The organism is Nonomuraea polychroma, assembly GCF_004011505.1.
GTDB lineage: Bacteria > Actinomycetota > Actinomycetes > Streptosporangiales > Streptosporangiaceae > Nonomuraea > Nonomuraea polychroma.
The window spans coordinates 7,434,465-7,460,747 of record NZ_SAUN01000001.1; the positions used below are offsets into that span (position 1 = coordinate 7,434,465).

The window sequence follows — 26,283 nt, forward strand, 5'->3', positions numbered from 1 at the left end:
AGGTCGGCCGGGGTCGGTTGGTTGGGATACAGGGTTGGTTGATCGGGAAAACACAGCAGGAGGCTCACGACATGCGCCAGCACGACACGCTGTTCATCGGGGGCGAATGGGTGGCCCCGGCGGGCACGGGAACGATCGACGTCGTCTCACCGCACACCGAGGAGGTCGTCGGCCGGGTGCCGGAAGGCACGGCCGCGGACATGGAACGCGCGGTGGCGGCCGCCCGTGAGGCGTTCGACCACGGGCCGTGGCCGCGGATGACGTTCGCCGAGCGGGCCGAGGTCATCGGCAGGCTGGCCGCGATCTACAACGAGCGGCAGGGCGAGATGGCCCAGCTCATCACGGAGGAAATGGGCTCGCCGATCACGTTCTCCAACCTCGCGCAGGCGCCGCAGCCGCTCGGCATGCTGCAGTACTACGCCGAGCTGGGCAAGACGTACGAGCAGGAGGAGCAGCGGCCCGGGCTGTTCGGCCCGGTCACGGTGCGACGCGAGCCCGTGGGCGTGGTGGCGGCCGTGGTGCCGTGGAACGTCCCGCAGTTCGTCACGATGACCAAGCTCGCGCCCGCGCTGCTGGCCGGCTGCACGGTCGTGCTCAAGCCGGCGCCGGAGACGCCGCTGGACGCGTACCTGCTGGCCGAGTGGGTGGCCGAGGCAGGCGTGCCCGCCGGCGTGCTCAACATCGTGGCCGCAGGACGCGAGGTCGGCGAGCACCTGATCTCGCACCCGGGCGTGGACAAGGTGGCCTTCACCGGGTCCACCGCGGCGGGCCGCCGCATCGGCGCCATCTGCGGCGAGCAGCTCAAGCGGGTCAGCCTGGAGCTGGGCGGCAAGTCGGCCGCGATCATCCTGGACGACGCCGACCTGGCCGCCAGCATGGGCTTCCTGTCGATGGCCTCGCTCATGAACAACGGGCAGGCATGCGTGGCGCAGACTCGCATCCTGGCCTCGCGCAACCGCTACGACGAGGTCGTCGAGGCGGTCGCCAACATGGTCAACTCCCAGCCCGTCGGCGACCCCGCCGACCCGGCCACCGGCATCGGCCCGCTCGTGGCCCAACGGCAGCAGGAGAGAGTCGAGGGATACATCAAGATCGGCATGGACGAGGGCGCCAAGGTCGTCGTCGGCGGCCTCGACCGGCCGCACGACCGCGGCTGGTACGTCTCCCCCACCGTCTTCGCCGGCGTCACCAACGACATGCGCATCGCCCGCGAGGAGATCTTCGGCCCGGTCCTGGCCGTGATCCCGTACGAGGACGAGGCGGACGCCGTCAGGATCGCCAACGACAGCGACTACGGCCTGGCGGGCACGGTGTGGACGGGCGACACCGAACGCGGCATGGAGGTGGCGCGCCAGGTGCGCACCGGCACCTACGGCGTCAACTGCTTCATGCTGGAGACCAACGCGCCCTTCGGCGGCTACAAGGCCAGCGGCATCGGCCGCGAACTGGGGCCGGAGGGCCTGCAGGGTTACCTCGAGTACAAGTCGATCGCCCGTCTGGGCTAAGGAGGAGTCCTGCCCGGGGCCCCGCGCGATGTGTCGCGGGGCCCTCGTGCAGGATGCCACCCAGCGCGCCCCCGCGACGCTGGGCGACCGCCCGACTACTGAAGTATGTCCCACGTCCACCGCATCGACGGTTTCCTTCCCCAGGGACTTTCTCCCGGCGGTTTCCTTCCATCCGCTCTAGGTAGACGTGTTTTACTCATGAAAAGTTCGAAGAGATCCATTTGCCGATTCTGCGGATGAGTGCGGGGGTCGCCGCGGTCTCGGCGTGGCCGTATCCGGGCTCGATCCAGAGCTCTTTGGGCTCGCGCGCGCCGGCGTACAACTGATGGGCGTGCTCCAGCGGGAAGAACGCGTCGGCGTCGCCGTGCACGATCAGCAAAGGGGCCGGGGAGATGAGCGCGGCGGCCTCGTGGGGCGGCATCGGGATCGGGTCCCACCGGCCGCGGGCGATCCTCGTGCGCTTGGCCACCCTGGCCGCCCACCGCCCGAAGGGCTGCTCGATGGCCCAGTGCACCTGCCGCATCGGCTTGGTGCCCCGGTAGTACCAGCGGGCGGGGCCGCTCACCGCCACCACCGCGTCCACCCCGCCACGCAGGCCCGCGTGCCGCACGCCCACCGCCGCACCCATGGAGAAGCCCACGACCGCGATCTTCGAGTAGCCCACCACACGGGCGTGCCTGACGGCCGCCTCCACGTCAAGGATCTCCTGGTCGCCCACGGTGGACTCGCCGCCGGAGCGGCCGTGGCCGCGGAAGTCGAAGGCGATCACGCCGCCGTACCCGCTGAGCACGTGCACGATGCGGCGCGCCGGCCGCTCCCGCCACGACCCGGTGAAGCCGTGCGCCACCACGATCCCCAGGTCTGTCCTTGCAGACGGAGTGTGGGCGGCGTCGATGCGAATCCCGTCCTCGGTCCGGAGCATGACGGGGAAGTTGGGCGCGAAAGGCATGAATACGAGCTTATGCTCGCTCGATGCCCGCCTCACGCGCGGCCTTCTCCTCGGCATCGAGCCCGTGCTCGGCCGCCCACACCGCGATCTGGGCGCGTGAGGTGAAGCCCAGCTTCTCCATGATGTTGGCGACGTGCTTGGCCACCGTCGCCGGGCTGATCATGAGCTCCAGCGCGATCATCCGGTTGCTCAGCCCGCGGGTGAGCAATGCGGCGATCTCCTGCTCCCTGGAGGTCAGCCCGTAGTACCGCGGGCCGGCGAGCCCCGACGGGGGCGAGGCAGCGGTCTCCGAGCCCGTCGCCGCGGGCCACCGAAGCGGCGGCACGGCGGCGGTGTCGCCAGCGAGCACCCGCGCGGCGACGTCCTCGGGCGGGCTGTCCACGCCCCTGGACCACAGCAGCGCCACCCGGCCCTCGCCGAGCCGGGCCCGGGCGGGCGCCAGCAGCTGCTGCACCCGGCCGGGCGTGCCGTACTGGCCGATGGACTCGCGCAGCGCGGTGCCCGCCGCCGCGGCCAGCACCGCGCCCTCGAGGTCGCCCTGCGCCTGGGCGAGCGCGGCGAGGGCCATGAGCGTGCGCAGGATCCCGCGGCGCTGCCCGCTCTGCCTGCTCAAGGCCAGTCCGGCGGCCACGTGGCGGCGGGCGGCGGCGTAGTCGCCGAGCCCGGCCGCCACCCGGCCGATCTTGGCGTGGCAGCGGGCCAGCTCGACCCGGTTGTCCATGTCCTCAAGCAGCGACAGGGCGGCCATGTGGTGCGCCATGGCCGCCTCCAGGTCGCCGTCGGCCTCGTCCACCGCGCCGAGGTGGGTCAGCGCCCTGGCCTGCGTCCAGTGGTGCCCGGACTCCCTGCCCAGGGCGAGCGCCTCCTCGCCGCGGCGGCGCGCGTAACGCACCTGCCCGCGGAACAGCGCCAGGTTGAGCTGCGCGATCCGGGCCGTGGCCAGATTGAACAGATCGTCGTGGGCTTCGGCCGCGGCCTCCAGCTCCTCCAGGTAAGGCAGCGCGCGCTCGCTCCGCCCGGTGCGGAAGAACACGGTCAGCGCCACGCCGTACGAGATGCCCAGCCAGTGTGTGTACGGGTGTCTCTTCTGCTCCTCCACGGCCTGCACAATGAGCTCCTCGGCGCGGCCCAGCTCGTCGCAGAGCTCCAGCCCGTACGCCAGTCCACCCTTGGCCACCGCGATCAGGTCACCCGGCACCCCGGACAGGTCCAGCGCGAGCAGCCGCTCGTGCCAGCCGACACTCTCCCCCAGGTCGCCGCGTACGGCCAGGATCGACAGGGCCGCGCGGGCCAGGCGCAGGCCGAGCACCGGATCACGGGACTCCACCGCCCAGTCCACCGCGATGCGGCAGTCGTCGAGCAGGCCGCGGCCCCTGGCGAAATGCGGGAACCGCTTGCTCCACGGCATCCGCCGATCCAGGGAGCCCCCCTCGTAGCAGCGCTCCATCTCCTCGCAGATCACCCGCAGGTGGCGGGCGCGCAGCCGGGCGTCCTCACCGGCCTCGGACAGCCGCTCGGCGGCGTATTGCCTGATGGTCTCCAGCATCCGGTAGCCGCCGCCGGCGTCGTGGTGGAGCACGAGCGACTTGTCCACCAGGCCGCTGAGCAGGTCGAGCAGCTCCGCCTTGCGCAGGATGCCGCCGTCGGCGCACACCCGCTCGGCCAGGCCGAGATCGAACAGGCCGGCGAACACCGACAACCGGCGCAACAACACGCGTTCCTTGGGCTGGAGCAGGTCGTGGCTCCACTCGACGGTCGCCAGGAGGGTGCGCTGCCGGGGCGGCGCGGTGCGGTCGCCGGTGGTGAGCAGGCCGAACCGGTTGCCGAGGCGGTCGGCGATGCGGCCCGGGCTCAGCAGGCTGGTGCGGGCCGCCGCCAGCTCCAGCGCCAGCGGCAGGCCGTCGAGCGCGCGGCACAGGCGTACGACGTCCTCCATGCTCGCGGTCACCTCGCGGGCGCCGGCCGCCGCCGCCCGTTCGACGAAGAGCAGCACGGACTCGGCGTCCTGATGGTGCTCGTCGGGCAGCTCGAGCGGCGGCACCCGCCACACCAGCTCGCCCGGGATCCGCAGCGGCTCGCGGCTGGTGAGCAGGAACCGCAACCACGGGCACTCGGCGATCAGGCCGGCGACCAGTTGCGCGCAGCGCTCCACCAGGTGCTCGCAGTTGTCCAGGAGGATCAGCGCCCTGGCCTCGCGCAGGCGTACGCGCAGGCCGTCGAGGAGCCGGCCGGGGATCTCGTCGCGGACGCCGAGCACCTCGGCCATCTCGTTGACGATCAGCTCGGGGTCGCCGATGCGGCCCAGCTCGACCAGCCACACACCGTCGGCGAACCAGGGCACCGCCCGCGCCGCCACACGCAGCGACAGGCGGGTCTTCCCGATGCCGCCCACTCCGCACAGCGTGACCACCCGATGCTGCCGGACGAGCGCGCTGAGCTCGGCCACGTCGCGCGCGCGTCCGACGAAGCGGTTGGGCTCGGCTGGGAGGTTGTGCGCGGTCATGTAAGCCCAAGTGGTCGCGAGGGGATCACCTTCCCCCTTATCCTCCCCCGTCCAAAGGCTGGATGCGATCACTTTCCGTGGAGAGTCCGCGACTGTTCGGATACATGCTGAGGTCTGCGGCGCCCATGACGATCCGGACCCGGGACTCCTCCGCCGCCTCCAGCGCGTGCGGGAGGTCGGAGATCAGCACGCGGGCCCGGCTGGCCTCGATGCGCTCATGAAGTGCGTACGGGTCGAGCTCGGTGGGCACCGGCCAGGCCACACCGCCCACCGCGATCACGGCGTCGGCCGCCACGAGCAGGTCAGGACCGACCGGCAGGCAGATGAGCACGGTGTCGCCCGCCCGCACGCCCCTGCGCCGCAGCTGGATGATCGCGACGGCGGACCTCTCGTCCAGTTGCTCCTCGGTGAGCCTCAGGCCCGTGTCGGAGTCCACGATGACGATGCGCTCATCCATGCCGCCCACGGTAGGGAGGGCGTCTCGTGCGTACATGGGGCGGAATATGCAGATGCCTATGCAGAAGAATTCGAAGAATGTTCTGCGGCCCACACCGCGATCTGCGCGCGGGAGGAGTAGCCCAGCTTTTCCATGATGTTGGCGATATGCCGGGCGACCGTGGCCGGGCTGATCACCAGCTCTTCCGCGATGGCCCTGTTGGACAGGCCACGGGTGAGCAGGCCGGCGATCTCCTGCTCGCGGGCGGTCAGCAGCGAGGGTTTGACGGGCGCGGCGGCCGCCGGCCTCTCGGGCGCCGCACGTTCGCCCTCCAGCACGTGGCGGGCGGCGTCGTCGGGGCTCATCACCCGGCCCCGCGACCACAGCGACATGGCGCGGCCCTCGCCCAGCTTGGCACGGGCCCTGCCGAGCAGCTCCTCGATCCTGGTCGTGGCCGAATGTTGCCCGATGGACTCGCGTAGCGCGGACGCCGCCGCGGCGGCCAGCACGGCGCCCTCCAGGTCCCCTTCCTGCTCCGCCAGCACTGACAACCCCACGAGACAGCGGGCCACACCCTGGCGTTGCCCGGCCTCCCTGCTCAGCGCGAGGCTCGCGGCCAGCCGCTCCCTGGCGGCGCCGAAGTCGTGCAGCATCGCCGCGATCCGGCCCGTCCTGGCCAGGCAGCGCCCGAGGTCGACGTCGCCCCCCAGCTCGCGCAGCCACGGGACGGCCATCGCGTAGTGACTCTCGGCCGCGACCAGGTCACCGCGGGCCTCGGCCACCGCGCCGAGCTGGGCCGCGGTCCTGGCCATGATCCAGCGGTGGCCGTGCTCGCGGGCCCGGGCGAGCGCCTCTTCGCCGTGCCGCTGCGCCTCCCGCAACCGGCCGCGCATCAGAGCCACCGCCGACAGCCCGGCCAGCCCCACGGCCTGGTTCCACGCGTCGCCGCAGCGGGTGGCGATGGCCAGGCTCTCCTCCGCGTAGCCCAGCGCCTCGTCGGCCCGGCCCATGCGAAGCAGCACCGTCACGATGATGTTGAGCATGACGCAGCGCGGGAACTGGTGGGCCGGCGACATGCCGGCCAGGCTCTCCTCGGCCACCTCCAGCGCGCGGCCCAGCTCGTCACGCGCCGTCAAGCCATAGGCGAGGTACGCCTTGACGTACGCGATCTGCTCGGCGGGCACGCGGGAAAGATCGAGCGAGAGCAGCCGCTCGGTCCAGCTGACGATCTCCGTCAGGCCGCCGGCCCGCAGCAGCCCGATGCTGGTGGCGCAGAGGCGCAGACCCAGTGACACGTTCCCGGACTCGACGGCCCAGTCGAGCGCCGCCCGCTGGTCGTCGAGCAGGTTCCTGCCCGCGGTCAGGGCACGCAGCCGCGCGGGCCACGGCACGCCCTGCTCGATCATCTCGGTCACGAAGTGGCGTGCCTGCAACTCGCAGAGCACGCGAAGGTGCCGCTCGCGGAGGAGCTCGCGCTCCCCGGCCTGCTGGAGGCGATCGACCGCGTAGCGCTTGATCGTCTCCAGCAGCCAGTAGCGCGTGCGGCTCTCGTCGCACAACACGAGCGACTTGTCGACGAGGCTCCCGAGCAGGTCGACGATCTCCGCGGGTGAGAGGGGCTGATCGGCGCAGACCTGCTCGGCCAGCTCCAGATCGAAGGCGCCGGCGAACGCCGACAACCGGCGCAGCAGCACCTGCTCCTTGGTCGACAGCAGGTCGTAGCTCCACTCGACGGCCGCCAGCAGCGTGCGTTGCCGGGCGGGGGCGGTACGGCCGCCCGTGGTGAGCAGCGAGAAACGATCGTCGATGCGGTCGGCGATCTGCCCGGGATTGAGCAGGCTGGTGCGGGCCGCCGCCAGCTCCAGCGCCAGCGGCAGCCCGTCGAGCGCCCGGCACAGGCGTACGACATCAGGCAGGCTGTCCGGCCCGAGGCGGGTGCCCGCGGCCGCCGCCCGGTCCAGGAACAGCTGGACGGACTCGGCATCGGCGCTCTCGGCGTCGGGCAGGTCGAGCGGCGGCACCCGCCAGATCAGCTCGCTGGCGATGCGCAGCGGCTCCCTGCTGGTGGCCATGACGCTCAGCCGCGGGCACGAGGCCACCAGGCCGGCCGTCACCTCGGCGCACACGTCGATCAGGTGCTCGCAGTTGTCGAGCACCAGCAGGCAGCGCAGGTCGCGCAGCCTGGCCGTCACGGTGTCGAGCAGCGGCCGGTTGGCCTCCGCGCGGATCCGCAGGACGCGGGCGATCTCCGGCACGACGAGCTCGGCGCGGCCGAGCCTGGCCATCTCGATCAGCCAGACTCCGTCGGCGAAGCTCGGCAGCAGCCCCGCGGCGACCCGCAGGGCCAGCCGGGTCTTGCCGATGCCGCCGACGCCGCACAGGGTCACGACGCGCGCCTGACCGAACAGCCCGCCGAGGTCTTCGAGGTCGCGTTCGCGGCCGACGAACCGGTTGGGCTCTGCGGGGAGATTGTGCCTGGGGGGCTCTGGCATGCGGTCACCCTGCGTCGTTGAAGGATCACCCTTTTGCACAGTGTTACACAGCCCGGCGAAGCTCACGATGCTCATGAGGGAGCCCGCTACCGTGAGAGCCTCAGAGGTGGCCCTCCCGGACGTGAAGGGCCTCAGGAAGGGCCTGTCACAGGCCGAGCGAGCTCCGGCCTTTCACAGGCCGAGCGAGCTCACGACCGCTCTCTCGTCCACGACGCGCAGGATGGGGTCGCCGAGCAGGCGTCTGGCCAGATCGTACGGTGCGACGATCATGGTGGCCCTGCGCTCCTCTGCCAGCACGCGGCACGCGATCACGCTCGGGTCGTGGGCGAGCACCACGTGGGCGCCGGCCATCATCGCCAGATCCATCACCCGCAGGCCCGTGAACGGCTCGCTGACCGCGCTGATCACGACGTCGTCCTTGCCGATCGCCAGGCGGGCGGCCAGCCTGCGCAGGTCGCCGGCCAGCTCGATGTGGTCGAACACGCGCACGCCGTCGAGCGTGACCGCCGGCCCCGCGAGCGGCCCGAACTCCACGCCCTTGCTGAGCAACAGCTCGCCGAACGGCCTGACGCCCGGCCCCGGCCGGACGGAGAAGACCCGGTCCACCTGCACGGCGAGCGGGTCGTAGTCGCGCGATGTGATCATCATGCGGGCCTTGCCGGTGGACGCGAGCATCGAGACCCCGCCGGCCCAGGCGACGGAGTGGACCACGACAGGCAGAGACACACCGAGCGAAACGTCGACGATCACGTGCTCGCCCTGCTGGAGGCCGTTGCGGCGCAGGCCCGCCGCGGCGCGCGTGACGCGGCGCACGAACGCGGCGTACGACAACACCTCACCGGTCCTGACGTCGCTCACCGCGGGCTGGTCACCTTTCGTCGGCGCCGACGTCATAACCAGCTCTGTCCACGTCATGCCGACAATGTAAGGACCGGGCCAGGACTTGCCATGCGTACAATTGTGCAACCCGCTATGTAGCTGCAGGCCAGAGCGCCGCGCCTGAGCCGCCGGTTGACCATGGACGACGTGGCCAGGCACGCCGGGCCGACCGGATCGACACTCACACTTACGCTCGCCGTCACCTCGCGCCGCTCTGGCCATCAGAGGGGATCAACTAGACTTATACGGTCGCGACTTCGCGCGGCGGCCCCACGACACAGAGCGAGACGTCATCATGCCTTTGAACAGCCGCGACGACCTGCGGAACATCGCGATCATCGCGCACGTCGACCATGGCAAGACCACGCTGGTCGACGCCATGCTCTGGCAGTCCGGGGCTTTCCGCGCCAATCAGGATGTCGACGACCGCGTCATGGACTCCAACGACCTGGAGCGCGAGAAGGGCATCACCATTCTCGCGAAGAACACCGCAGTCCAGCACGGCGGCATGACCATCAACATCATCGACACCCCCGGCCACGCCGACTTCGGTGGCGAGGTCGAGCGCGGGCTGTCCATGGTCGACGGCGTCGTGCTGCTGGTGGACGCCTCGGAGGGTCCGCTGCCGCAGACCCGCTTCGTGCTGCGCAAGGCGCTGTCCGCGAAGATGCCGGTCATCCTCTGCATCAACAAGGTCGACCGCCCCGACGCCCGCATCAAGGACGTCGTGGACGAGGTCTACGAGCTGTTCATGGATCTCGACGCCACCGAGGAGCAGATCGACTTCCCGATCGTCTACGCCTCCGCGAAGGCCGGCCGGGCCTCGATGAACCGCCCCGACGACGGCGGCATGCCCGACTCGGAGGACCTGGAGCCACTGTTCGACATCATCAAGTCGACCATCCCGGCGCCGATGTACGACCCGAGCGCCCCGCTGCAGGCCCACGTGACCAACCTCGACGCGTCCTCCTACCTCGGCCGCATCGCGCTCTGCCGCATCCACCAGGGTGTCATGCGCAAGGGCCAGCAGGTGGCCTGGTGCCGCACCGACGGCACGATCCAGAGAGTCAAGATCACCGAGCTGCTCATGACCGAGGCGCTGGAGCGCAAGCCGGCCGAGGAGGCGGGCCCCGGCGACATCATCGCCATCGCCGGCATCCCCGAGATCATGATCGGCGAGACGCTGGCCGACCCGGAGGACCCGCGCCCGCTGCCGCTGATCACGGTGGACGAGCCGGCCATCTCGATGACGATCGGCACCAACACCTCGCCACTGGTGGGCAAGACCAAGGGCGCCAAGGTCACCGCCCGCATGGTCAAGGACCGCCTTGAGAAGGAGCTGGTCGGCAACGTGTCACTGCGCGTGCTGCCGACCGAGCGGCCCGACGCCTGGGAGGTGCAGGGCCGTGGCGAGCTGGCGCTGGCCATCCTCGTCGAGCAGATGCGCCGCGAGGGCTACGAGCTGACCGTCGGCAAGCCGCAGGTGGTCACCAAGGACATCGACGGCAAGGTGCACGAGCCCGTCGAGCGGCTCACGGTCGACTGCCCCGAGGAATACCTCGGCGCGGTGACGCAGCTGCTGGCCGTGCGCAAGGGCCGCATGGAGCACATGACGAACCACGGCACCGGCTGGATCCGGATGGAGTTCGTGGTGCCGGCGCGCGGCCTGATCGGCTTCCGTACCGAATTCCTGACCGAGACGCGCGGCACCGGCCTGGTGCACCACGTGTTCGACTCGTACGAGCCGTGGTTCGGCGAGCTGCGCACCCGTGCGAGCGGCTCGCTGGTGGCCGACCGGTCCGGTCCCGTGACCGCGTTCGCCATGCTCAACCTGCAGGAGCGCGGCACCCTGTTCGTCTCCCCCACCACCGAGGTCTACGAAGGCATGATCATCGGTGAGAACTCCCGGTCCGACGACATGGACGTCAACATCACCAAGGAGAAGAAGCTCACCAACATGCGCTCCTCCACCTCCGAGGAGACGGAGAAGGTGATCCCGCCGCGCGTGTTGTCGCTGGAGCAGGCGCTCGAATTCATCCGTGAGGACGAGTGCGTGGAGGTCACTCCGGATGCCGTACGCATCCGCAAGGTCGTGCTCGACGCCGCCACCCGCGGTCGCGCCGCCGCCCGCGCCAAGCGCGCGTGAAGTTTTTGCTTTTTGCCGAGCAAAGCACGGCACCGGGTAAGCCTGGAAAGTAAAGGACGGTCCCCATCGGCGGCTGCTCCCGTGTCACGTCGTAAAGAAAAGCTGTTATGGGAGCAGCTGTAATCACACCGTGACCGAATGCGATAGAACATTCTTGCACGCCGGAGAATCATCCAAATTGTGGGAAAGCTCCGGCTGACAATCGCGTTCGGGCTGGCGCTGGTGTCGTTGGGGGCGATCGTTTGGTGCACCGTTGCGGCCAGACCGGTAGCGGGCCCTGCGACGCTTAAGAGCACGCCGGCGCCCAACCCGTGGGTGGCCGCCGCCGCCCGTGCCGACCCCGACGTCGGCTGGGCCCGCAAGGCCACCACCGAGGTCCTGCTCACCAGGGCGGACACGGACGACCTGGAGTCGGTGCCCGAAGGGCGGATCGACCCCCGGCAGCGCCAGGTCAAGGTCACCGTCGTGCACCGGCTGCAGATGGCCCACGAGGACCCGCTCACCGAGGCGTTGCGCCATGGCAGCGGGTTCCCCGGGACGCTCCAGCAGGTCACGGACGCCGCGTTCGGCGCGGTCAAGGTGGACGGCCCCGGACTCGCGCCCACGACGCGCCTGGCTCCGATCCTCACCTCCGACACCGCGGACACCACGGCGACGTTCACGGTGACGCTGCTGCGCCAGCTGCCGCAGGAGCAACTGCTCGAGATCGACTTCAACGCCCCCAACGCCTTCCCGCTCATCGTCACCTCACGTACGATCGCCGTTCTGCCCGGCGAGTGGACGGTGCTCAGGCAGGAAGGCATCACGCCGCAGCGGGAGCAGGAGGAGCGGCTCGAGTTCGCCGTCGGGGCCTACCCGGTGAGCGTGACGCTGGCGCCGGACTCGCAGGGGTTCGCCGACGTGGCCGTCGAGGAGGACTTCTCCTGGGCCACCGCGCTCGGCGTGCTCACCGCGGTCGCGCTCGCCTTCTTCCTGCTGCGCTCGCTCGGCCGGGGCTGGTGGGAGCGGCTGCCCAACAGGGAGCTCGTCGTGGGGCTCGCGCTGGCCGCGCCCACGCTGCTGATCCCGCTGTTCGCCGAGGAGTGGTCGGCGATCGCGTACGTGATCCTCTTCGTGGCCGTGCCCGCGCTCGTGTTGCGGCACTCCGGACGGGTGCTGCCCACCAGCCCGCCGTGGAACACCCGCGACCTGCTGATCGTGACCGGGCTCGGGGTAGTGGTCGGGCTCGGGATGCTCAGCTGGTCGTGGCTGCACGGGCAACTGTCCGGCCAGGCCCTGCTGGCCGGCGGGGCGGTGGCGGCACTCGCGGCGGCCGGGTCGGCGATCGCGTTCAGCGTGGACCTCGGGGTCAGGCTGGTGATCGTACGGCTGGCCGTGTTGTCGGCCGAGGCCGCGATCGGGCTGCTGGCGCTGGCGCTGTGGTTGCGGGCGCTGCTGGACGGGGTGTACCCGCCCGACAGCACCCGGCTGGTACTGGCGCTGGGCTGGGCCATGATCCCGATCGCCGCCATTGCCGTGGCCACCAAGCAGTGGAGCCGCGGCGCGGTCGTGGGCGCCGTGCTCGTCAGCCTGCTGGTGCAGGGGTGGCCGACCGAGTGGCTGGACGCCGGGTCATGGAGCCTGGCCGTACCCCAGCCGGTGCCCGCGATCGGCAGCCTGCCGCTCGACCCGATCGTCCGCGGGGTGCTGGGGCTGCTCCTGCTGGGGTTCGTGATGCTCGTCCTGCGGCTGCGGCGGCTCGGCGGAGACCTGTCCGCGATCGGCAACCCGGTCGCCGAGTCCACCATGATCGCCGTGCTGATGGTGCTCTACATCACGCCGAGCGGCAGCACGACGCTGGCCGACATCGACGTGCCGCTGCCGCTGCTGGCGATCACCTCGATCGTCGCCTGGGCGACAGCCCGGTGGCTGCTCAGCGGGCCGCGCGCGGTGGTGGACGAACCTGTTACGCAGGAGCAGCACCGCCAGTTGATCAGGGCGGCCATCCACCGCCGCCTGCTGCTCCTGGCCGAGCAGGAGCTCTACCGCTTCGGGCGCGGCAGGATCGGCGCGGGCGACCTGTCGATGACCGACTTCGAGCAGCAGCGGACCGCTGTGGAGGCGGCGCTGCGCGCACACGGGCGGCACCCCGAGACCGCGTTCGCCACGGCCGCCGCCTGCACGCCCTGGCACAACGGCGTCCACGCCTTCACCGTCAGCCTGCTGCTGAGCCTGCCCTTCACGCTCGTGTACGGCCTGCCTGAAGGCGTGGACCTGACCACCTTCGTCTTCGACGGCCGCTACCTGATCACCTTGCCCGCGTTCGGCTTCCTGTTCGGCTACTTCTATCCGCGCATCCGCGGCACACAGCCGATGACCAAGGCCCTGCACCTCACGGCCGCCGCTCTGCTGACCGAACTGTCGGGGTATCTGTCGACGCTCGCGGAGCCGGACATCGGGGCGATGGACAAGGCGCAGGTGGTGGGGATCGTGGTGGGGCAGGTCATGCTGGTGTGCATCGGGCTCGGGTTGTTCTGGGAGTGGCGCATCATGCACCTGGCCGACGAGCCATGGGCCCGGGTACGCAACCTGCGCAGTGTCCGTAGCCTCGTGGCGCCGACCGTGGCCTTGGTGCTGGCCGTGGGGACGACGGCGGCGACGTCGGCGGCCGGCCAAACGGTCGACCGGATCTTGAAGGGCGAGCAGGTGACCATGACCTTCCCCCGCTGACGCCCACCCTCCCCACCCCCTGCCTGGCCCCACACCACACCGCGCACCGTCCGGCACGACGCACCGCCATGGCCGCCGACCAGATTGCCGCACACCACCGCGCAAGGCCACGCGGGCGGTGTGCGGCAGGCGGCATGCCGGAGGCCCGACGCATGCCGGTCCGGCACGCGTCGGGCCGACGGGGCCGGGCCCACGCAACACGAGCCCATGCGTCGCGGGCTGGGCCGACGCGGGCGGGCCGCACGGGGGGCGCGCCACGCGGGGGCGGGCCACCCGGGGCCGACGCGGACGGCGCAAGCGGGCCGACGCGAACGGCGGACGCGGGCGGACGCGAACGGCGGACGCGAACGGCGGACGCGAACGGCGGACGCGGGCGGACGCGAACGGCGGACGCGAACGGCGGACGCGGGCGGACGCGAACGGCGGACGCGGGCGGACGCGAACGGCGGACGCGGGCGGACGCGAACGGCGCAAGCGGGTGGCGCGCTGCGGGTGGCGAAAGCGGGCCAGGCACGCGTGCCGACGCGGGCAGGACGACGAGCGGAGGTTGTGGGTGGGACGCCGGTGGGTCAGCGGCGGGGGAGTTCGCTGCCTCGGACGTGGGTGCAGAGCCATTCGACCAGCGGGCCGTAGGCGCGCCACGTGTGCTCCACCCGGGAGCGGGCCTCCGGCGTGTGCACCCAGGGCTCGGGCTCGAACCGCATCCCCGCGTACAACGACTTGTGACGCAGCAGGTCGATGCGCGGATGATCCTCGGTGAAGCCACGCGGCTTGGTCTTCAACCGCTCGCCCTGCACCTCGTAGCCACCCACCACCAGCGCGTCGACGATCGCCGACAACGGCTTGCCCGACAGGTCCTCGTCCACCGCCGCCCGATACCGGGCCACCTGGTCGGCCGCCTGCGTGTAGAAGCCGCCCGCCGTGAACAACCCCGATGCGCTGATCTCGACATAGAGTCCGATCCCCGGCATCAGATCCACGAACGCACCCTGATGGGTCTTGTAGGGCGACTTGTCCTTGGAGAAGCGCACGTCACGGTAGGGCCGGAAGAGCTGGGCGGGCCCGAACTCGGCGGCCAGCTCGTCGGTCAGCGCCAGCATGGGCGCCCGCACGGCCTCCTCGTAGAGCTGCTTGTGCCGGGCGAAGTAGGTCTTGCTGTTGTCCGCCTCGAGGCCCTCGTAATAGATGAACGCCTCGTCGGGGAAGCCGGTGAAACCCATGGTGCCAGGGTGCCACGTCCCGCCGACATCCCGGGTCACCGCGAGATGTACGTCCGTCCCGGCAGCGGCGTCTTGCCGTACAACTCCGAGACCGTGACGAACGTGTACCCCTTCTTGGTCAGCGTGTCGAGCATCGCCGGCACGGCGTCCACGGTGCTGCGGTGAATGTCGTGCAGCAGGACGATCGAGCCCGGTTTGGCCTCCCCGGCCCGCTTGGCCACTTTCGCGGCCACCCGATCGCGCCAGTCGAACGTGTCGACGTTCCACAGGATCTGCGCCAGCCCCTCGCGGCGGGTCTCCGCGGCGACGTCGTCGTCGGTGGATCCGTACGGCGGCCGCATGACCCGCATCCTCACCCCGGTCACCTGCTCCACGATGTCCTCGGTGTGTTTGAGCTCGCGCCGGACCGCCTCGTGCGAGAGCGCGGCCAGCGGCGGATGGCTCCAGGAGTGGTTGCCGATCTCGTGGCCGTCCTCCACGATGCGGCGCGTGATGAGCCCGCCCTTGTCGGCGGCCACCATCTGCCCGATGACGAAGAACGTGGCCCGGACGTCACGCGCCCTGAGCAGGTCGAGGAGCCGGCCGGTGTGCTCGCCGGGGCCGTCGTCGAAGGTCAGGGCCACGCATTTGATCCGCGCGCAGTCGAACTTGCGGCTACGCGGCCAGCCGGCCTGCATCGACACCAGCCGTTTGGCCAGCACGACGGGATCGACGCTCACCGGCCGCATCGGCACGATCTCCGGCGGTTCGGCCGATCGCCGCTGCGCCACCGAGTACGTGACGCAGGCCGCCAAGGCGATCAGGGCCAGCGGCAGGGCCCACACGCGCATGCTTCCCCCCGAAACGCCGCATGCGGGGGCCTACGCTATGGATAGTCCTGGACCGGTTTCCCCCGCATTTCCCTGGCCAGGTCGTCCCACCAGAGTGGGATATCGGCCTGCAGTTCCTTGTAGCGGCGCGCCACGCGTATGGCACATCCGACCGGATCCGTACCCAGATGCCGACGTTTCGCCGGTCCTTCCTGCCAGCGGTAAAAACCATCCCTGTATCGCACGACAAGGCCGATCCACACCGAAATGGTGGCGTCGTCGCCCACCTCGTACGCGCTGGTGACGCCCAGACCATGAAGCTCCGTGTGGAGCTTCTCCGTCGCCGCTCGGGCCTCACTCACCCGTCACCCCCTGCCGACGTCCCGCAGTACACCAGGGGTGTACCCAGCAATGGCCATGAGGCGTCCAAGATATGCCGTACTCGTCAACTCCCGCAGGTGATCCAGCGGTCACGCATGGTCACTGCTCATGGGTCTCGCGTGGTTCGGCGACCACCATGATGAGCCTGAGCTCCTTTTCGCCCAGGTTCGCATACCGATGGGGCCGGTCGGCGGTGAAGAGCACCGCGTCGTCCTTGCCGATGACGTGGCTCTTGCCGTAGACGCTGAGCGTCAGCTCGCCCTCCAGCACGGTCAGCATCTCGCGGGTGCCGGCCGGGTGGGCGTCGCCGTCGTGGTGCTCGCCCGGCGCCAGGCGCCAGTCCCACAACTCCAGGATCATCGGCGTGTCCGCCCCGACGAGCAGCCGGGCCTGCACGTCGCCCTGGTGGAACGTGACCACGTCCGCCTTGTCCACGATGCGCACCATGGGGACGTCCCCCACCTCGACCAGCCGGGCCACGGTGACGCCCAGGGCGGAGGCGATCCGGGTGAGGGTGGAGACGCTCGGGTTCGTCCGTCCCTGCTCCACCTGGACGAGCATGCCCCGGCTCACACCCGACCTGGCGGCCAGCTGGTCCAGCGTCAGCCCTCGGTGCGAGCGCTGGAAGCGCACATTGTTGGCGATGGCCTGGTTGATCAGCTCGGGATCCTCCACCAGTCCAGTCTAGTGACACTGATTTGCACTCTGTTGCACCTAATATATTGTTCTGACAGTGCAACGCATTGAACTAGGTTTAGGAGGACAAGGGTGACCGCGGTGATCTTGGCGACCGCCTGCGCGGTGGTCTACGGGACGGCCGACTTCTTCGGCGGCCTGGCCACCCGACGCACCCAGGTGCTGTCGGTCATCGTGCTCTCGCAGCTCGCGGGGCTGGTGCTGATTCTCGGGCTGCTGCCCGTGCTGCCGGGCGCCTTCAGCGACCGGGCCATCCTCTGGGGACTGGCCGCCGGACTGTCGGGCGCCGCCGGGCTGGCGCTGTTCTACCGGGCGCTGGCCACGGGCGTCATGTCGGTGGTCGCGCCCACGACCGCGGTGACCTCGGCAGCACTGCCGGTGGTGTTCGGGCTGGCGACGGGCGAACGGCCGGGGTTCTGGGCGCTCGCGGGCGTGGTGCTGGCCCTGGGCTCGGTATTGCTGGTCAGCCAGGACGGGACCCCGGGCGGGCGGGCCTCGCTCGGCGCCCTGGTGACCTCTCTGGCCGCGGGCGCCGGGTTCGGCGGGTTCTTCATCCTGCTCGCCATGGCGCCGGCTGAGGCGGGCCTGTGGCCGCTGGTCGGGGCGCGATTGTCATCGGTGACCTCGGTGGTGCTGGTGGCCCTGGTGGCCCGGCGCTCCCTGAGGCCGCGCCCGGGCTCGCTGCGCATCATCATGGCCGCGGGCGTGCTGGACATGGCCGCGAACGTCCTCTACCTGCTGGCGCAGCGCCAAGGCCTGCTCAGCCTCGTCGCCGTGCTGGTGTCCCTCTACCCCGCCAGCACGCTGCTGTTGGCAAGACAGGTGCTCGGAGAGCGGCTGAACACCATCCAGGTGACCGGTGTGGCATGCGCGCTCGGCGCGGTGGCCTTGATAGCCGTTGCGTAGCCCCGCGACGCTTGCTACGTTTCGCCCGTGCGCCCTGAGCGGGCACGTTTCGACGGCGAGGGTCTGCGGCACGTTGGCGTGCCTTACGACTCTGATGAGTCCTTTCTGGATCTCACCGTGCCCCGCGTGCGGGCCGCGCTCAACGAGGGCAGGCGGGTCCTGGTGATCACCGGCGCCGCCAAACTCGCCCGGCTGGCCGAGGCCCTGGGCGATGACGCGGGACGCATCGACAGCCGGGTCTCCGCCGCCTGGTACGGCCACCCGTACCGCACGCTGGCCGCCTGCCACGAATACACGCGCGGGCGCCGCACCCTCGTGATCGGCGAGCCCAGCTGGGAGGGCAGGAGCGAGCGCGAGATCAGGGAGCTGATCCGGGCCGAATCCGTGGTCAACGCCGCGCTCAGCCCGGCCTCGGCCGTCATGTTGTGCATGTACGACCTCCGCGCCGTGCCGCCCGCCGTGCTCGCGTACAACGAGGTGAACCATCCGCTCGTGCTCGGCGCCGACGGCGAGGCGGCCAGCACCCGTTTCGTCCCGCCCCACAAGCTGATGCTCAACAACGACCACGCGCCGCTCCCGGAGCCGGGACCCGGCGCGGTGACCATCCGGTTCACCGGACGCGAGCTGCGGCGGCTGCGCCAGAGTGTCGGCGAGTACGCCAGGGCGGCGGGCATGGATCGCAACCAGATCACGTCGCTGGTCATCAGCGTCTCCGAGATCGCCGCCAACAGCATCGAGCACGGCGCCGGGTACGGCACGATCACGACGTGGGCCGGCGACGGGGAGCTGATCTGCGAGATCGCCGACCCCGGCGGCGCCCTCGACGACCCCTTACCCGGCTACATACCACCTGAGCCCGAATCCCCCCGGGGATACGGGCTCTGGATCAGCCGTCAGCTCTGCGATCTCGTGGAGCTGCGCACGGAAGGCGGCGTGTTACGCGTCCGCCTTCATCTGTCCATGCACTCCTAGGCGGCACGCTGCGTCGGGACGCGGAGGGAGCCCTCCTCGCGGGCGTACTCCTCCAGCATGCCGCGCAGCTGCCGGCGGCCCCGGTGCAGACGGGACATGACCGTGCCGATGGGCGTGCCCATGCGCTCGGCGATCTCCTTGTACGGGAACCCTTCGACGTCGGCCAGGTAGACGGCCACGCGGAAGTCCTCCGGCAGGGAGCGCAAGGCGTTCATCACGACGTTGTCGGGAAGCCGGTCGAGCGCCTCGGTCTCGGCCGACCGCAGGCCGGTCGAGGTGTGCGACTCGGCAGCGTGCAGCTGCCAGTCCTCGATCTCCTCGGCGGCGGACAGCTTCGGCGACCGCTGCTTCTTGCGGTAGTCGTTGATGAAGTTGTTGGTCAGGATCCGGTGCAGCCACGCCTTGAGGTTGGTGCCCTCCCGGAACTGATGGTACGACGTATACGCCTTCGCCACTGTCTCCTGCACCAGATCCTCCGCGTCGGCGGCGTTACGGGTGAGGCGCATGGCGGAGGCGAACAGCTGCGACGTCACGGGCACGACATCGCGCTCGAACCAGTCCTGACGCTGCTCATCGGTCATAGTGATCAAATCATTCCCCCTTGCGCTATCCCCCGTTTCGGCACACGCCGCCTGACGGCGATCCCATCATGGCAAGTCCCTGTTAAGGGACGCGTTAACGAGGATCCGCCTTGGTCAGAGGGGGTTTCTGTCCATCTGCTCGCGGCGTGCGTGGTCACGTCCACGGCCGGACAAGTCTCAGTATCATAACACTACCCACCCAATTTTGCAGTAATAGTGGCCAGAGTCACATGGGATAGCGTAAAGGCATGGATTTCGTGGACCGTCATGACACGGGGACGCGCCGCTGGGTGGCGGAGGCCGTACGCAAGGTCGAGGCCGACGCCAACCGCAGTTGCGACACACACCTGCACGTCTTTCCGCTGCCCTCCGACTGGGGTGTAAACCTCTACTTGAAAGACGAGTCGGTACACCCCACCGGTTCACTCAAACATCGACTTGCCCGTTCCCTGTTCCTGTACGGTCTGGCCAACGGCTGGATCGGCCCCACGACCACGATCGTCGAGGCGTCCAGCGGGTCCACGGCCGTGAGCGAGGCCTATTTCGCCCGGCTGCTCGGCCTGCCCTTCATCGCCGTCATGCCGGCCACCACATCCCCGGAGAAGTGTCACCTCATCGAGTTCTACGGTGGGAAATGTCACCTCGTGGCGGACCCTGGTGCGATCTATGACGAATCTCACCGTCTCGCCGGCGAGACCGGCGGTCACTTCATGGACCAGTTCACCTATGCGGAGCGGGCGACCGACTGGCGCGGCAACAACAACATCGCCGAATCAATCTATGCGCAGATGTCCATGGAGCCGTACCCCGAGCCCTCCTGGATCGTGGTCGGCGCCGGCACCGGCGGCACGTCGTCGACCATCGGCCGCTACATCCGCTACCGCCGCCACGCGACCCGCCTGGCCGTCGTCGACCCCGAGGGATCGGCCTTCTATCCGAGCTGGATCTCCGGCGACGCCACCGTCACCGCCCGGGGCTCCCGCATCGAGGGCATCGGCCGCCCCCGTGTGGAGCCCTCTTTCCAGCCGTCCGTCATCGACCGCATGATCGCCGTGCCCGACGCCCGCTCCATCGCCGCCATGCACTGGACACGCGAGGTGACCGGCCTGGACGTCGGCGGCTCCACGGGCACCAACATGGCGGCCTGCGTGGAGCTGATCGACGAGATGCGGCGAAAGGGCGAGCGGGGCAGCATCGTCACGCTGATCTGCGACAGCGGCAACCGCTACAAGGGCACGTACGGCAACCCGGAGTGGCTCGCCGGCCAGCGTCTGGACGTCGAGCCACACCTGACGGAGCTACGGGCCTGGCTGCCTCGTTAGGCGGCCCTGGCCGGGTCCACGGAGAAGAACTTGGCGACGTCGTCCAGGATCGAGTGCGCACCCTGGATGCCCACCGCGGTCATCCAGGTCAGGTCGGCGACATCGTGCTTCTCGCCCTTGAGCTTGCCCCACAGCGGGTTGTTCAGGAACTTGTCCTTCGACTCCGCCACCGTCGGGTCCTCGTAGGTGGAGACGAAGATGTGGTCGGCGTCCAGGTCCGGAATCTTCTCCTGGCTCACGTCCACCGCGATCGTGTCCGCCACGGTCGGCTGGCCCTCGGGACGCGGGAAGCCGACGTCCTTCAACACGATGCCGGAGTAGGACTTCTCGACGTACAGGCGGACCGTGGGCTCACCGGCGAACCGCACGATGGAGATCGTCGGCAGCTCGCCCTCCTTCTCCTTGATCGACGCGCCGATCTTGGCGGCCCGGTCCTCGTACTCCTTGATCTTGGTGTCGGCGAGCTGCTCCTTGCCCAGGGCCTGCCCCATGAGCCGGATGTTGTCCTTCCAGATGGCCCCGGTGGTCTCGCTGAAGACGGTCGGCGCGATCTTGGAGAGCTTGTCGTACAGGGCCTCGTGCCGGACCTTGGCCGAGACGATCAGGTCGGGCTTGAGCGCGATGATCTTCTCCAGGCTCGGCTCCTCGAGCGTGCCGACCGGGGTCGCCTCCTTGCCGTACTGCGCGGCGACGGTCCCGAGATAGGCGGGCAGCTTGTCGTCGAGCGAGCGGTACGTCGTGTACCCGACCACCGGCGTCTCCAGCGTCAGGACCGCGTCGACGAAGCTCTGGTCGAGCGCCACCACGCGCTTCGGCTGGGTCGGGATCTTCGTCTCACCCATCGCGTGCTTGATGGTCCTGAACGGGGCGGCGGCCGCAGTGTTCCCGCCTGTGGCACCCGTCGTGTCGGGCCCCGTGGTGGAGCCGCAGGCGGCGAGTCCCGCCACGAGAAGAGCGCCGATCAGCGCACGCAACGGTCTCATTGTAAAAATCCCTTCCCTGAAAAGTAAGGCAAACCTAAATTAGGTTAGCCCTGCCTAAGCTGGCATACTTCACCAGGATCGAGCAAATGCTGAGGAGGAACAGGGTGAGCGCTACCGTTGCCGCGCCGCGCCTCCAGAGCATTCGTCACCGCCGGGTCACCCTCTTGTTCGTGCTCCTCGCCGCGGTGGCGGTCGCGGTGGTGCTGAGCATCACGATCGGCTCCAAGTCCGTGCCGCTCGGCGACGCCTGGACCGCGCTCACCGCGCCCACCGGCAGCGAGAACGACATCATCATCCGCTCGCTGCGCGTCCCGAGGACCGTCTTAGGGGTGCTGGCCGGCGTCGCGCTCGGCGTGGCAGGCGCGCTGATGCAGGGCCACACCCGCAACCCGCTCGCCGACCCGGGCCTGCTCGGGGTCACGCAGGGCGCCGCGTTCGCGATGGTGGCCTCGATCATCCTGCTGGGCGCCTCCAGCCTGCTCGTCTACATCTGGTTCGGGCTGGCGGGTGCGCTGATCGCCAGCGTGGCGGTGTTCGCGCTCGGCATGGTGGGCGGCAGGGGCGGGCCCACGCCGGTCACGCTGGCGCTGGCCGGCACCGCCGTGAGCGCCATGTTGTACGCGCTCACCTCGGCCATCGTGCTGCTGGACGAGCAGGCCATGGACGTGTTCCGCTTCTGGCAGGCCGGCTCGATCGGGGCCCGGGGCTCCTCCGTGGTGTGGCAGGTGCTGCCGTTCATCCTGGTGGGCCTGGTCCTGGCGACGGTCAACGCGCCCGGCCTGAACGCGCTCTCCCTCGGCGAGGACGTGGCCAGGAGCCTCGGCCAGAACATCGCCATGACCCGTACCATCGGCGTCGCCTCGGTCACCCTGCTGTCGGGCGCGGCGGTCGCCGCCTGCGGCTCGCTGTCGTTCGTCGGCCTGATCGTGCCCCACCTGGCCCGCCCCCTGTCGGGCACCGACCACCGGTGGCTGCTGCCGTACTCGGGGTTGATCGGCGCGGCGCTGCTGCTGCTCGCCGACGTGATCGGCCGCGTGGTCGCCCCGCCGGGCGAACTGGAGGTCGGTGTGGTGCTCGCGCTGATCGGCGCCCCGTTCTTCGTGGCCCTGGTCCGCCGTAGGAAGCCGGTGCGACTGTGACCGCCCTCTCCCTGCGCGCCGGCGGCCTGTCCTGGCGGGTACGCCTGCGTGGCGTCGCGATCACGCTGTTCGGCCTGGGCCTGCTGGCCCTGCTCATGGCCCTCAACATGCGCATCGGCGACATTCAGATGACCGTCGCCGAGGTGATCGCCGCTACCTTCGATCCGAACAGCGCCGCCCACTTCGTCATCATGGAGCTGCGCCTGCCGCGCGCGCTGACCGGCGCCCTGGTCGGCGCGGCGCTCGCACTGTCCGGCGCGATCATCCAGTCCATCGCCCGCAACCCGCTGGCCAGCCCCGAGATCCTCGGCGTCACCACCGGCGCCTCCGTCACCGTCGTGGCCGGCGTGGTGGCCAGCGGGAGCGTGTACGGCGGCACGAGCGGCCTGTTGTCCACCCTCGGCATCCCCGCGCTCGCCCTGCTCGGCGGCCTGATCGGCGCGGCCGTCGTGTACGGCCTGGCGTGGCGGCGCGGCCTGGACGGCTACCGCCTGGTGCTGGTCGGCATCGGCGTGGCCGCGGTCTTCACCAACGTCAAGTTCTGGCTCCTGACCGTCGGCGACGTCAACGACACCGGCCGCGCCATGGTGTGGATCAGCGGCTCGCTCAACGGACGCGGCTGGGAGCACGTGGCGCCCACGGCCCTCGCCCTGGCCGTGCTGGTGCCGCTGACCCTGCTCGGCACCCGCTCGCTCGACGCGCTGCGCTTCAGCGACGACACGGTCACCTCCCTGGGCGTCCGGACGAACCTGGCCCGTGCCCTGATGATCCTGGCCGCCGTGCTGCTGGCCGCCGTGGCCACGGCCTCGGCCGGGCCGATCGCGTTCGTGGCGCTCGCCTCGCCGCAGATCGCGCTCCGGCTGGCCCGCTCCGGGCAGCCGCCGCTGCTGTGCTCGGCGGTCATCGGCGGCGTGCTCACCACTGGCGCCGACCTGATCGCCAGGACCGCGTTCTCGCCGATCGAGCTGCCCGTGGGCATCGTCACCGCCGTCCTGGGCGCCCCATACTTGATCCATCTGATCTGGAGGGCTCGGAAGTGAGACTGCAGGCCGCCGGCGTCAAGCTCGGGTACGGCGACCGTATCGTCGTCGACGGGCTCGACCTGGGCATCGAGGCGGGCACCGTCACCACCATCATCGGCCCGAACGGCTGCGGCAAGTCCACCCTCCTGCGCGCGCTCGGCCGCCTGCTCAAGCCGCACGGTGGCGAGGTGCTGCTGGACGGCAAGCGCATCGACAAGATCCCCACCCGCGAGGTCGCCAAGATCCTCGGCGTGCTCCCCCAGGCTCCTACCGCTCCCGAGGGGCTGACCGTGGCCGACCTCGTCGCCAGGGGCCGGCATCCGCACCAGACGTGGTACCGCCAGTGGTCCTCGGACGACGAGGAGGCGGTCGCGGCGGCGCTGGACATGACGGGTCTGGCAGACCTGGCCGAGCGGCCGCTGGATGAGCTGTCGGGCGGGCAGCGGCAGCGGGCGTGGATCTCCATGGCGCTGGCCCAGGGCACGGATCTGCTGTTGCTCGACGAGCCCACGACGTTCCTGGACCTGGCGCATCAGGTGGAGGTGCTGGAGCTCGTACGGCACCTGCACCAGGAGGCGGGCCGCACGGTCGTCATGGTGCTGCACGACCTCAACCTGGCCGCCCGCTACGCCGACCGGCTGGTGGCCATGCGTGCCGGCAAGGTGGTCGCGGCGGGCTCCCCGCACGAGGTGCTCACGGAGCAGCTGCTGGGCGAGGTGTTCGAGCTGGACGCCAAGGTCATCCAGGACCCCGTGGCGGGGACGCCGCTGGTCGTGCCGATCCGGCCGCGCTCCTGACCCCGTCAGACGCCCGTCCTGCCGCGCCTTGACCCCGTCAGACGCCCATCCGGCCGCGCTCCTGACCCCGTCAGACGCCCGTCCTGCCGCGCCCTGACCCCATCAGACCTCGGACAGCGCCTGCTTGACGTCCTCGTCGCCCGGGGCCAGCTCGGCGGCCCTGAGCAGGTCCTGCCTGGCCTGGTGCGGCCGGCCCGCGGCCCGGTACACCACCGACCTGTTGAACAGCAGCTCGGCGGTCTCGTCGAGCTCCAGCGCCCGGGCGAGATCGGCCAGCGCGGCCTCGTGGTCGCCGTGATGGAACGCCAGCTCGGCCCGGCTCGCCCAGCCCGCCGCCAGCCCGGGATCCAGCTCCAACGCCCGGTCGAACGCGACGCGGGCCTCGGGGTGGCGCCCGTCGGCGAGCTCCACCTGCCCGAGCACGCACAGCAGGTGCGGGTCGCGCGGCGTGATCGCCAGCCCGCGCTCGACGTCATGCCTGGCCAGGGCATGGTCGCCGGTCGCCACGCAGAGACCGGCGCGATTGACGTAAGCGGGCACGAAGTCGGGGTCGAGCTCCAGCGTGTGATCCAGGTCGGCGCGCGCGCCCGTCAGATCGCCGGCGGCGAAGCGCAGCTCGGAGCGGTTGTAGTACGCCTCGGGAAAAGGCGGGCTCAGCCGCATGACGGCCTCGTAGTCCGCCAGCGCCTCCTCGTCCCTGCCGAGCCGGTGCAGCAGGTTGCCCCGGTCGAGGTAGTAGTCGGGGTAGCCGGGGTCGGCCTCGACGGCCCGCGTGTAGTCGGCCAGCGCCTCCTCCTCGCGGCCGGCCATGGCGAGGAGCTGGGCCCGGTTGGCGTGCAGCACGAGCCGGTGGATCGGGTGCTCGCCGGGCAGGTCCGCCTCGGCCAGGTCGATGGCGCGCTGCACGAGCTCCATGGCGGCCTCGCGGCGTCCCCTGCGTACTTCGACCAGGGCCTTGCCGTTCAGGTCGAAGCCGAGGTGGAAGGCGCGCTCGCGGGGGTCGGGCAGCAGGGAGGTGATCGTGATCGCCTCGTTGATCCAGGCGAGCGCCTGCTCGGGATCGCGCCGGCCCTGATCGTGGTGGCGTACGAGGATCATGGCGGTGGCATAGGCGGCGGTGGCGCGCTGCCGGGGGTCGGTGCACTCGCGGCGGGCCCGGTCGTAGAGCTCGCGGGCCTCGTCCTCGCGTTCGATGGCCTCCAGGGCGGCGGCGACGCGGAGCAGGAGGGGCACGTCCTGCCGGCCGCGCAACGCCTCCAGGCCCGACTCCGCCATCGCGTGGTGGAAACCCTCGTCGCGGTAGCGGTCGAAGTCGGCAGGCAGTGGGCCAGTGCCAGGCGCGGACGGGCCCTCGTCGATCCTGAGGAGGCCCGGGTCCAGCCTGCGCCGCAGCACGGCGACGAACTCGGCGTCGGTGTGGTCGGCCTCGCCCAGGTTGGTTACGGTCAACGCGAGCGGCCCGGTCTGAGCGAGATGGCCGCGGACGAATTCGGCCAGCCCGTTGGCGATCCTGAGGCTGCGCCGGGCGCCCGGCACGAGAACGCGCTGGGATCTGGGCAGCTCGTCGGCCAGCGAGCGCCGGCGCGCGGGTACGGCGTCACGCAGGTGCGGCGCCGCCACGCGGATCTCGATGTCATGGGCGCCCACCAGATCCGTCCCACGCTCCAGCGCCCGTGGGACGAGGTGGCCGAGGAGCGCAGCGGCCAGCGTGTACGGGCCGCCATTGCGGCGGTCGGCGTCAAGAACGATCGTGTCCACACAAGCCTCCATGGGCCCCGGCGCCCGCGTGAGACGCCGGGCCGGTATCAGGAGTGGTGTCTCGGCGCAGCCGCAGCC

General features: G+C 70.5%; 21 protein-coding genes. 9 read left to right on the plus strand and 12 right to left on the minus strand.

Features of this window, described 5'->3' with window-relative positions:
• Nucleotides 1-71: 71 nt before the first annotated feature.
• On the plus strand, nt 72-1,505 hold the full coding sequence (locus tag EDD27_RS33905; protein ID WP_127936014.1) for an aldehyde dehydrogenase: 1,434 nt from the start codon (nt 72-74) through the stop codon (nt 1,503-1,505).
• A gap of 196 nt (nt 1,506-1,701) precedes the next feature.
• Here the strand turns inward: EDD27_RS33905 and EDD27_RS33910 are convergent, their stop codons facing one another.
• The 5 genes from EDD27_RS33910 to EDD27_RS33930 form a co-directional block, all read right to left on the minus strand.
• The gene (locus tag EDD27_RS33910) at nt 1,702-2,454 is read right to left on the minus strand and encodes an alpha/beta hydrolase (RefSeq protein WP_241564405.1); all 753 of its coding nucleotides are present in this window, start codon (nt 2,452-2,454) and stop codon (nt 1,702-1,704) included.
• A gap of 10 nt (nt 2,455-2,464) precedes the next feature.
• On the minus strand, nt 2,465-4,957 hold the full coding sequence (locus EDD27_RS33915; RefSeq protein ID WP_127936015.1) for a LuxR C-terminal-related transcriptional regulator: 2,493 nt from the start codon (nt 4,955-4,957) through the stop codon (nt 2,465-2,467).
• Nucleotides 4,958-4,994: 37 nt separating this feature from the next.
• Entirely contained in the window at nt 4,995-5,414 is a 420-nt protein-coding gene (locus EDD27_RS33920; protein ID WP_164903906.1) for an AMP-binding protein, read from the minus strand.
• A gap of 56 nt (nt 5,415-5,470) precedes the next feature.
• Nucleotides 5,471-7,885, minus strand: coding sequence for a LuxR C-terminal-related transcriptional regulator (locus tag EDD27_RS33925; RefSeq protein WP_127936017.1), 2,415 nt, complete (start codon nt 7,883-7,885; stop codon nt 5,471-5,473).
• Nucleotides 7,886-8,056: 171 nt separating this feature from the next.
• The gene (locus EDD27_RS33930) at nt 8,057-8,800 is read right to left on the minus strand and encodes an AMP-binding protein (protein ID WP_164903907.1); all 744 of its coding nucleotides are present in this window, start codon (nt 8,798-8,800) and stop codon (nt 8,057-8,059) included.
• 259 nt (nt 8,801-9,059) lie between these two features.
• Between EDD27_RS33930 and typA the strand changes: the two genes are divergently transcribed.
• Nucleotides 9,060-10,910 (plus strand): translational GTPase TypA, encoded by a 1,851-nt coding sequence (gene typA, locus EDD27_RS33935; RefSeq protein ID WP_127936019.1) that lies wholly within the window; start codon nt 9,060-9,062, stop codon nt 10,908-10,910.
• Nucleotides 10,911-11,090: 180 nt separating this feature from the next.
• Nucleotides 11,091-13,619 (plus strand): hypothetical protein, encoded by a 2,529-nt coding sequence (locus EDD27_RS33940; protein ID WP_127936020.1) that lies wholly within the window; start codon nt 11,091-11,093, stop codon nt 13,617-13,619.
• A 569-nt stretch (nt 13,620-14,188) separates the two neighbouring features.
• On the opposite strand, the gene EDD27_RS33945 is transcribed toward EDD27_RS33940, so the two are convergent.
• From EDD27_RS33945 to EDD27_RS33960, 4 genes are all read right to left on the minus strand, one after another.
• Nucleotides 14,189-14,839: a DUF2461 domain-containing protein gene (locus tag EDD27_RS33945; RefSeq protein ID WP_127936021.1), complete on the minus strand. Its 651-nt coding sequence runs from the start codon at nt 14,837-14,839 to the stop codon at nt 14,189-14,191.
• Nucleotides 14,840-14,874: 35 nt separating this feature from the next.
• Nucleotides 14,875-15,669, minus strand: a complete 795-nt coding sequence (locus tag EDD27_RS33950) for a polysaccharide deacetylase family protein (RefSeq protein ID WP_164903908.1) — start codon at nt 15,667-15,669, stop codon at nt 14,875-14,877.
• A gap of 35 nt (nt 15,670-15,704) precedes the next feature.
• Nucleotides 15,705-16,010 (minus strand): hypothetical protein, encoded by a 306-nt coding sequence (locus EDD27_RS33955; protein ID WP_127936022.1) that lies wholly within the window; start codon nt 16,008-16,010, stop codon nt 15,705-15,707.
• A gap of 118 nt (nt 16,011-16,128) precedes the next feature.
• Nucleotides 16,129-16,704: a helix-turn-helix domain-containing protein gene (locus tag EDD27_RS33960; protein WP_127936023.1), complete on the minus strand. Its 576-nt coding sequence runs from the start codon at nt 16,702-16,704 to the stop codon at nt 16,129-16,131.
• Between the two features lie 93 nt (nt 16,705-16,797).
• Between EDD27_RS33960 and EDD27_RS33965 the strand changes: the two genes are divergently transcribed.
• Both EDD27_RS33965 and EDD27_RS33970 read left to right on the plus strand, forming a co-directional pair.
• Complete coding sequence (locus EDD27_RS33965; RefSeq protein WP_127936024.1) at nt 16,798-17,631, plus strand: DMT family transporter; 834 nt, start codon at nt 16,798-16,800, stop codon at nt 17,629-17,631.
• A 27-nt stretch (nt 17,632-17,658) separates the two neighbouring features.
• The gene (locus EDD27_RS33970) at nt 17,659-18,603 is read left to right on the plus strand and encodes a sensor histidine kinase (protein ID WP_127936025.1); all 945 of its coding nucleotides are present in this window, start codon (nt 17,659-17,661) and stop codon (nt 18,601-18,603) included.
• Here EDD27_RS33970 and EDD27_RS33975 read toward each other — a convergent pair.
• On the minus strand, nt 18,600-19,184 hold the full coding sequence (locus EDD27_RS33975) for a sigma-70 family RNA polymerase sigma factor (protein WP_127936026.1): 585 nt from the start codon (nt 19,182-19,184) through the stop codon (nt 18,600-18,602). The two genes, EDD27_RS33970 and EDD27_RS33975, sit on opposite strands and share 4 nt — an antisense overlap.
• Before the next feature lie 248 nt (nt 19,185-19,432).
• Between EDD27_RS33975 and EDD27_RS33980 the strand changes: the two genes are divergently transcribed.
• Complete coding sequence (locus EDD27_RS33980) at nt 19,433-20,506, plus strand: PLP-dependent cysteine synthase family protein (RefSeq protein WP_127936027.1); 1,074 nt, start codon at nt 19,433-19,435, stop codon at nt 20,504-20,506.
• On the opposite strand, the gene EDD27_RS33985 is transcribed toward EDD27_RS33980, so the two are convergent.
• On the minus strand, nt 20,503-21,489 hold the full coding sequence (locus tag EDD27_RS33985; protein ID WP_127936028.1) for an ABC transporter substrate-binding protein: 987 nt from the start codon (nt 21,487-21,489) through the stop codon (nt 20,503-20,505). The genes EDD27_RS33980 and EDD27_RS33985 overlap by 4 nt on opposite strands.
• 104 nt (nt 21,490-21,593) lie before the next feature.
• Here EDD27_RS33985 and EDD27_RS33990 point away from each other — a divergent pair, with 104 nt between their 5' ends.
• The 3 genes from EDD27_RS33990 to EDD27_RS34000 are packed head-to-tail and all read left to right on the plus strand — an operon-like array spanning nt 21,594 to nt 24,447.
• Entirely contained in the window at nt 21,594-22,628 is a 1,035-nt protein-coding gene (locus tag EDD27_RS33990; RefSeq protein WP_241564406.1) for a FecCD family ABC transporter permease, read from the plus strand.
• Complete coding sequence (locus EDD27_RS33995; RefSeq protein ID WP_241564407.1) at nt 22,625-23,668, plus strand: FecCD family ABC transporter permease; 1,044 nt, start codon at nt 22,625-22,627, stop codon at nt 23,666-23,668. Before EDD27_RS33990 ends, EDD27_RS33995 begins: the two co-directional genes overlap by 4 nt.
• Nucleotides 23,665-24,447, plus strand: a complete 783-nt coding sequence (locus EDD27_RS34000; RefSeq protein ID WP_127936030.1) for an ABC transporter ATP-binding protein — start codon at nt 23,665-23,667, stop codon at nt 24,445-24,447. The genes EDD27_RS33995 and EDD27_RS34000 overlap by 4 nt, the downstream gene beginning before the upstream one ends.
• A gap of 102 nt (nt 24,448-24,549) precedes the next feature.
• Here the strand turns inward: EDD27_RS34000 and EDD27_RS34005 are convergent, their stop codons facing one another.
• Nucleotides 24,550-26,205 (minus strand): tetratricopeptide repeat protein, encoded by a 1,656-nt coding sequence (locus EDD27_RS34005; protein WP_127936031.1) that lies wholly within the window; start codon nt 26,203-26,205, stop codon nt 24,550-24,552.
• Between the last annotated feature and the right edge of the window lie 78 nt (nt 26,206-26,283).

What these genes read in the sequence shown, in the direction of transcription:
- EDD27_RS33905 (WP_127936014.1), top strand. Translation starts at nt 72, where the DNA reads ATGCGCCAGCACGACACGCTGTTCATCGGGGGCGAATGGGTGGCCCCG.
- EDD27_RS33910 (WP_241564405.1), bottom strand. Translation starts at nt 2,454, where the DNA reads ATGCCTTTCGCGCCCAACTTCCCCGTCATGCTCCGGACCGAGGACGGG.
- EDD27_RS33915 (WP_127936015.1), bottom strand. Translation starts at nt 4,957, where the DNA reads ATGACCGCGCACAACCTCCCAGCCGAGCCCAACCGCTTCGTCGGACGC.
- EDD27_RS33920 (WP_164903906.1), bottom strand. Translation starts at nt 5,414, where the DNA reads ATGGATGAGCGCATCGTCATCGTGGACTCCGACACGGGCCTGAGGCTC.
- EDD27_RS33925 (WP_127936017.1), bottom strand. Translation starts at nt 7,885, where the DNA reads ATGCCAGAGCCCCCCAGGCACAATCTCCCCGCAGAGCCCAACCGGTTC.
- EDD27_RS33930 (WP_164903907.1), bottom strand. Translation starts at nt 8,800, where the DNA reads ATGACGTGGACAGAGCTGGTTATGACGTCGGCGCCGACGAAAGGTGAC.
- typA (WP_127936019.1), top strand. Translation starts at nt 9,060, where the DNA reads ATGCCTTTGAACAGCCGCGACGACCTGCGGAACATCGCGATCATCGCG.
- EDD27_RS33945 (WP_127936021.1), bottom strand. Translation starts at nt 14,839, where the DNA reads ATGGGTTTCACCGGCTTCCCCGACGAGGCGTTCATCTATTACGAGGGC.
- EDD27_RS33950 (WP_164903908.1), bottom strand. Translation starts at nt 15,669, where the DNA reads ATGCGCGTGTGGGCCCTGCCGCTGGCCCTGATCGCCTTGGCGGCCTGC.
- EDD27_RS33975 (WP_127936026.1), bottom strand. Translation starts at nt 19,184, where the DNA reads ATGACCGATGAGCAGCGTCAGGACTGGTTCGAGCGCGATGTCGTGCCC.
- EDD27_RS33980 (WP_127936027.1), top strand. Translation starts at nt 19,433, where the DNA reads ATGGATTTCGTGGACCGTCATGACACGGGGACGCGCCGCTGGGTGGCG.
- EDD27_RS33985 (WP_127936028.1), bottom strand. Translation starts at nt 21,489, where the DNA reads ATGAGACCGTTGCGTGCGCTGATCGGCGCTCTTCTCGTGGCGGGACTC.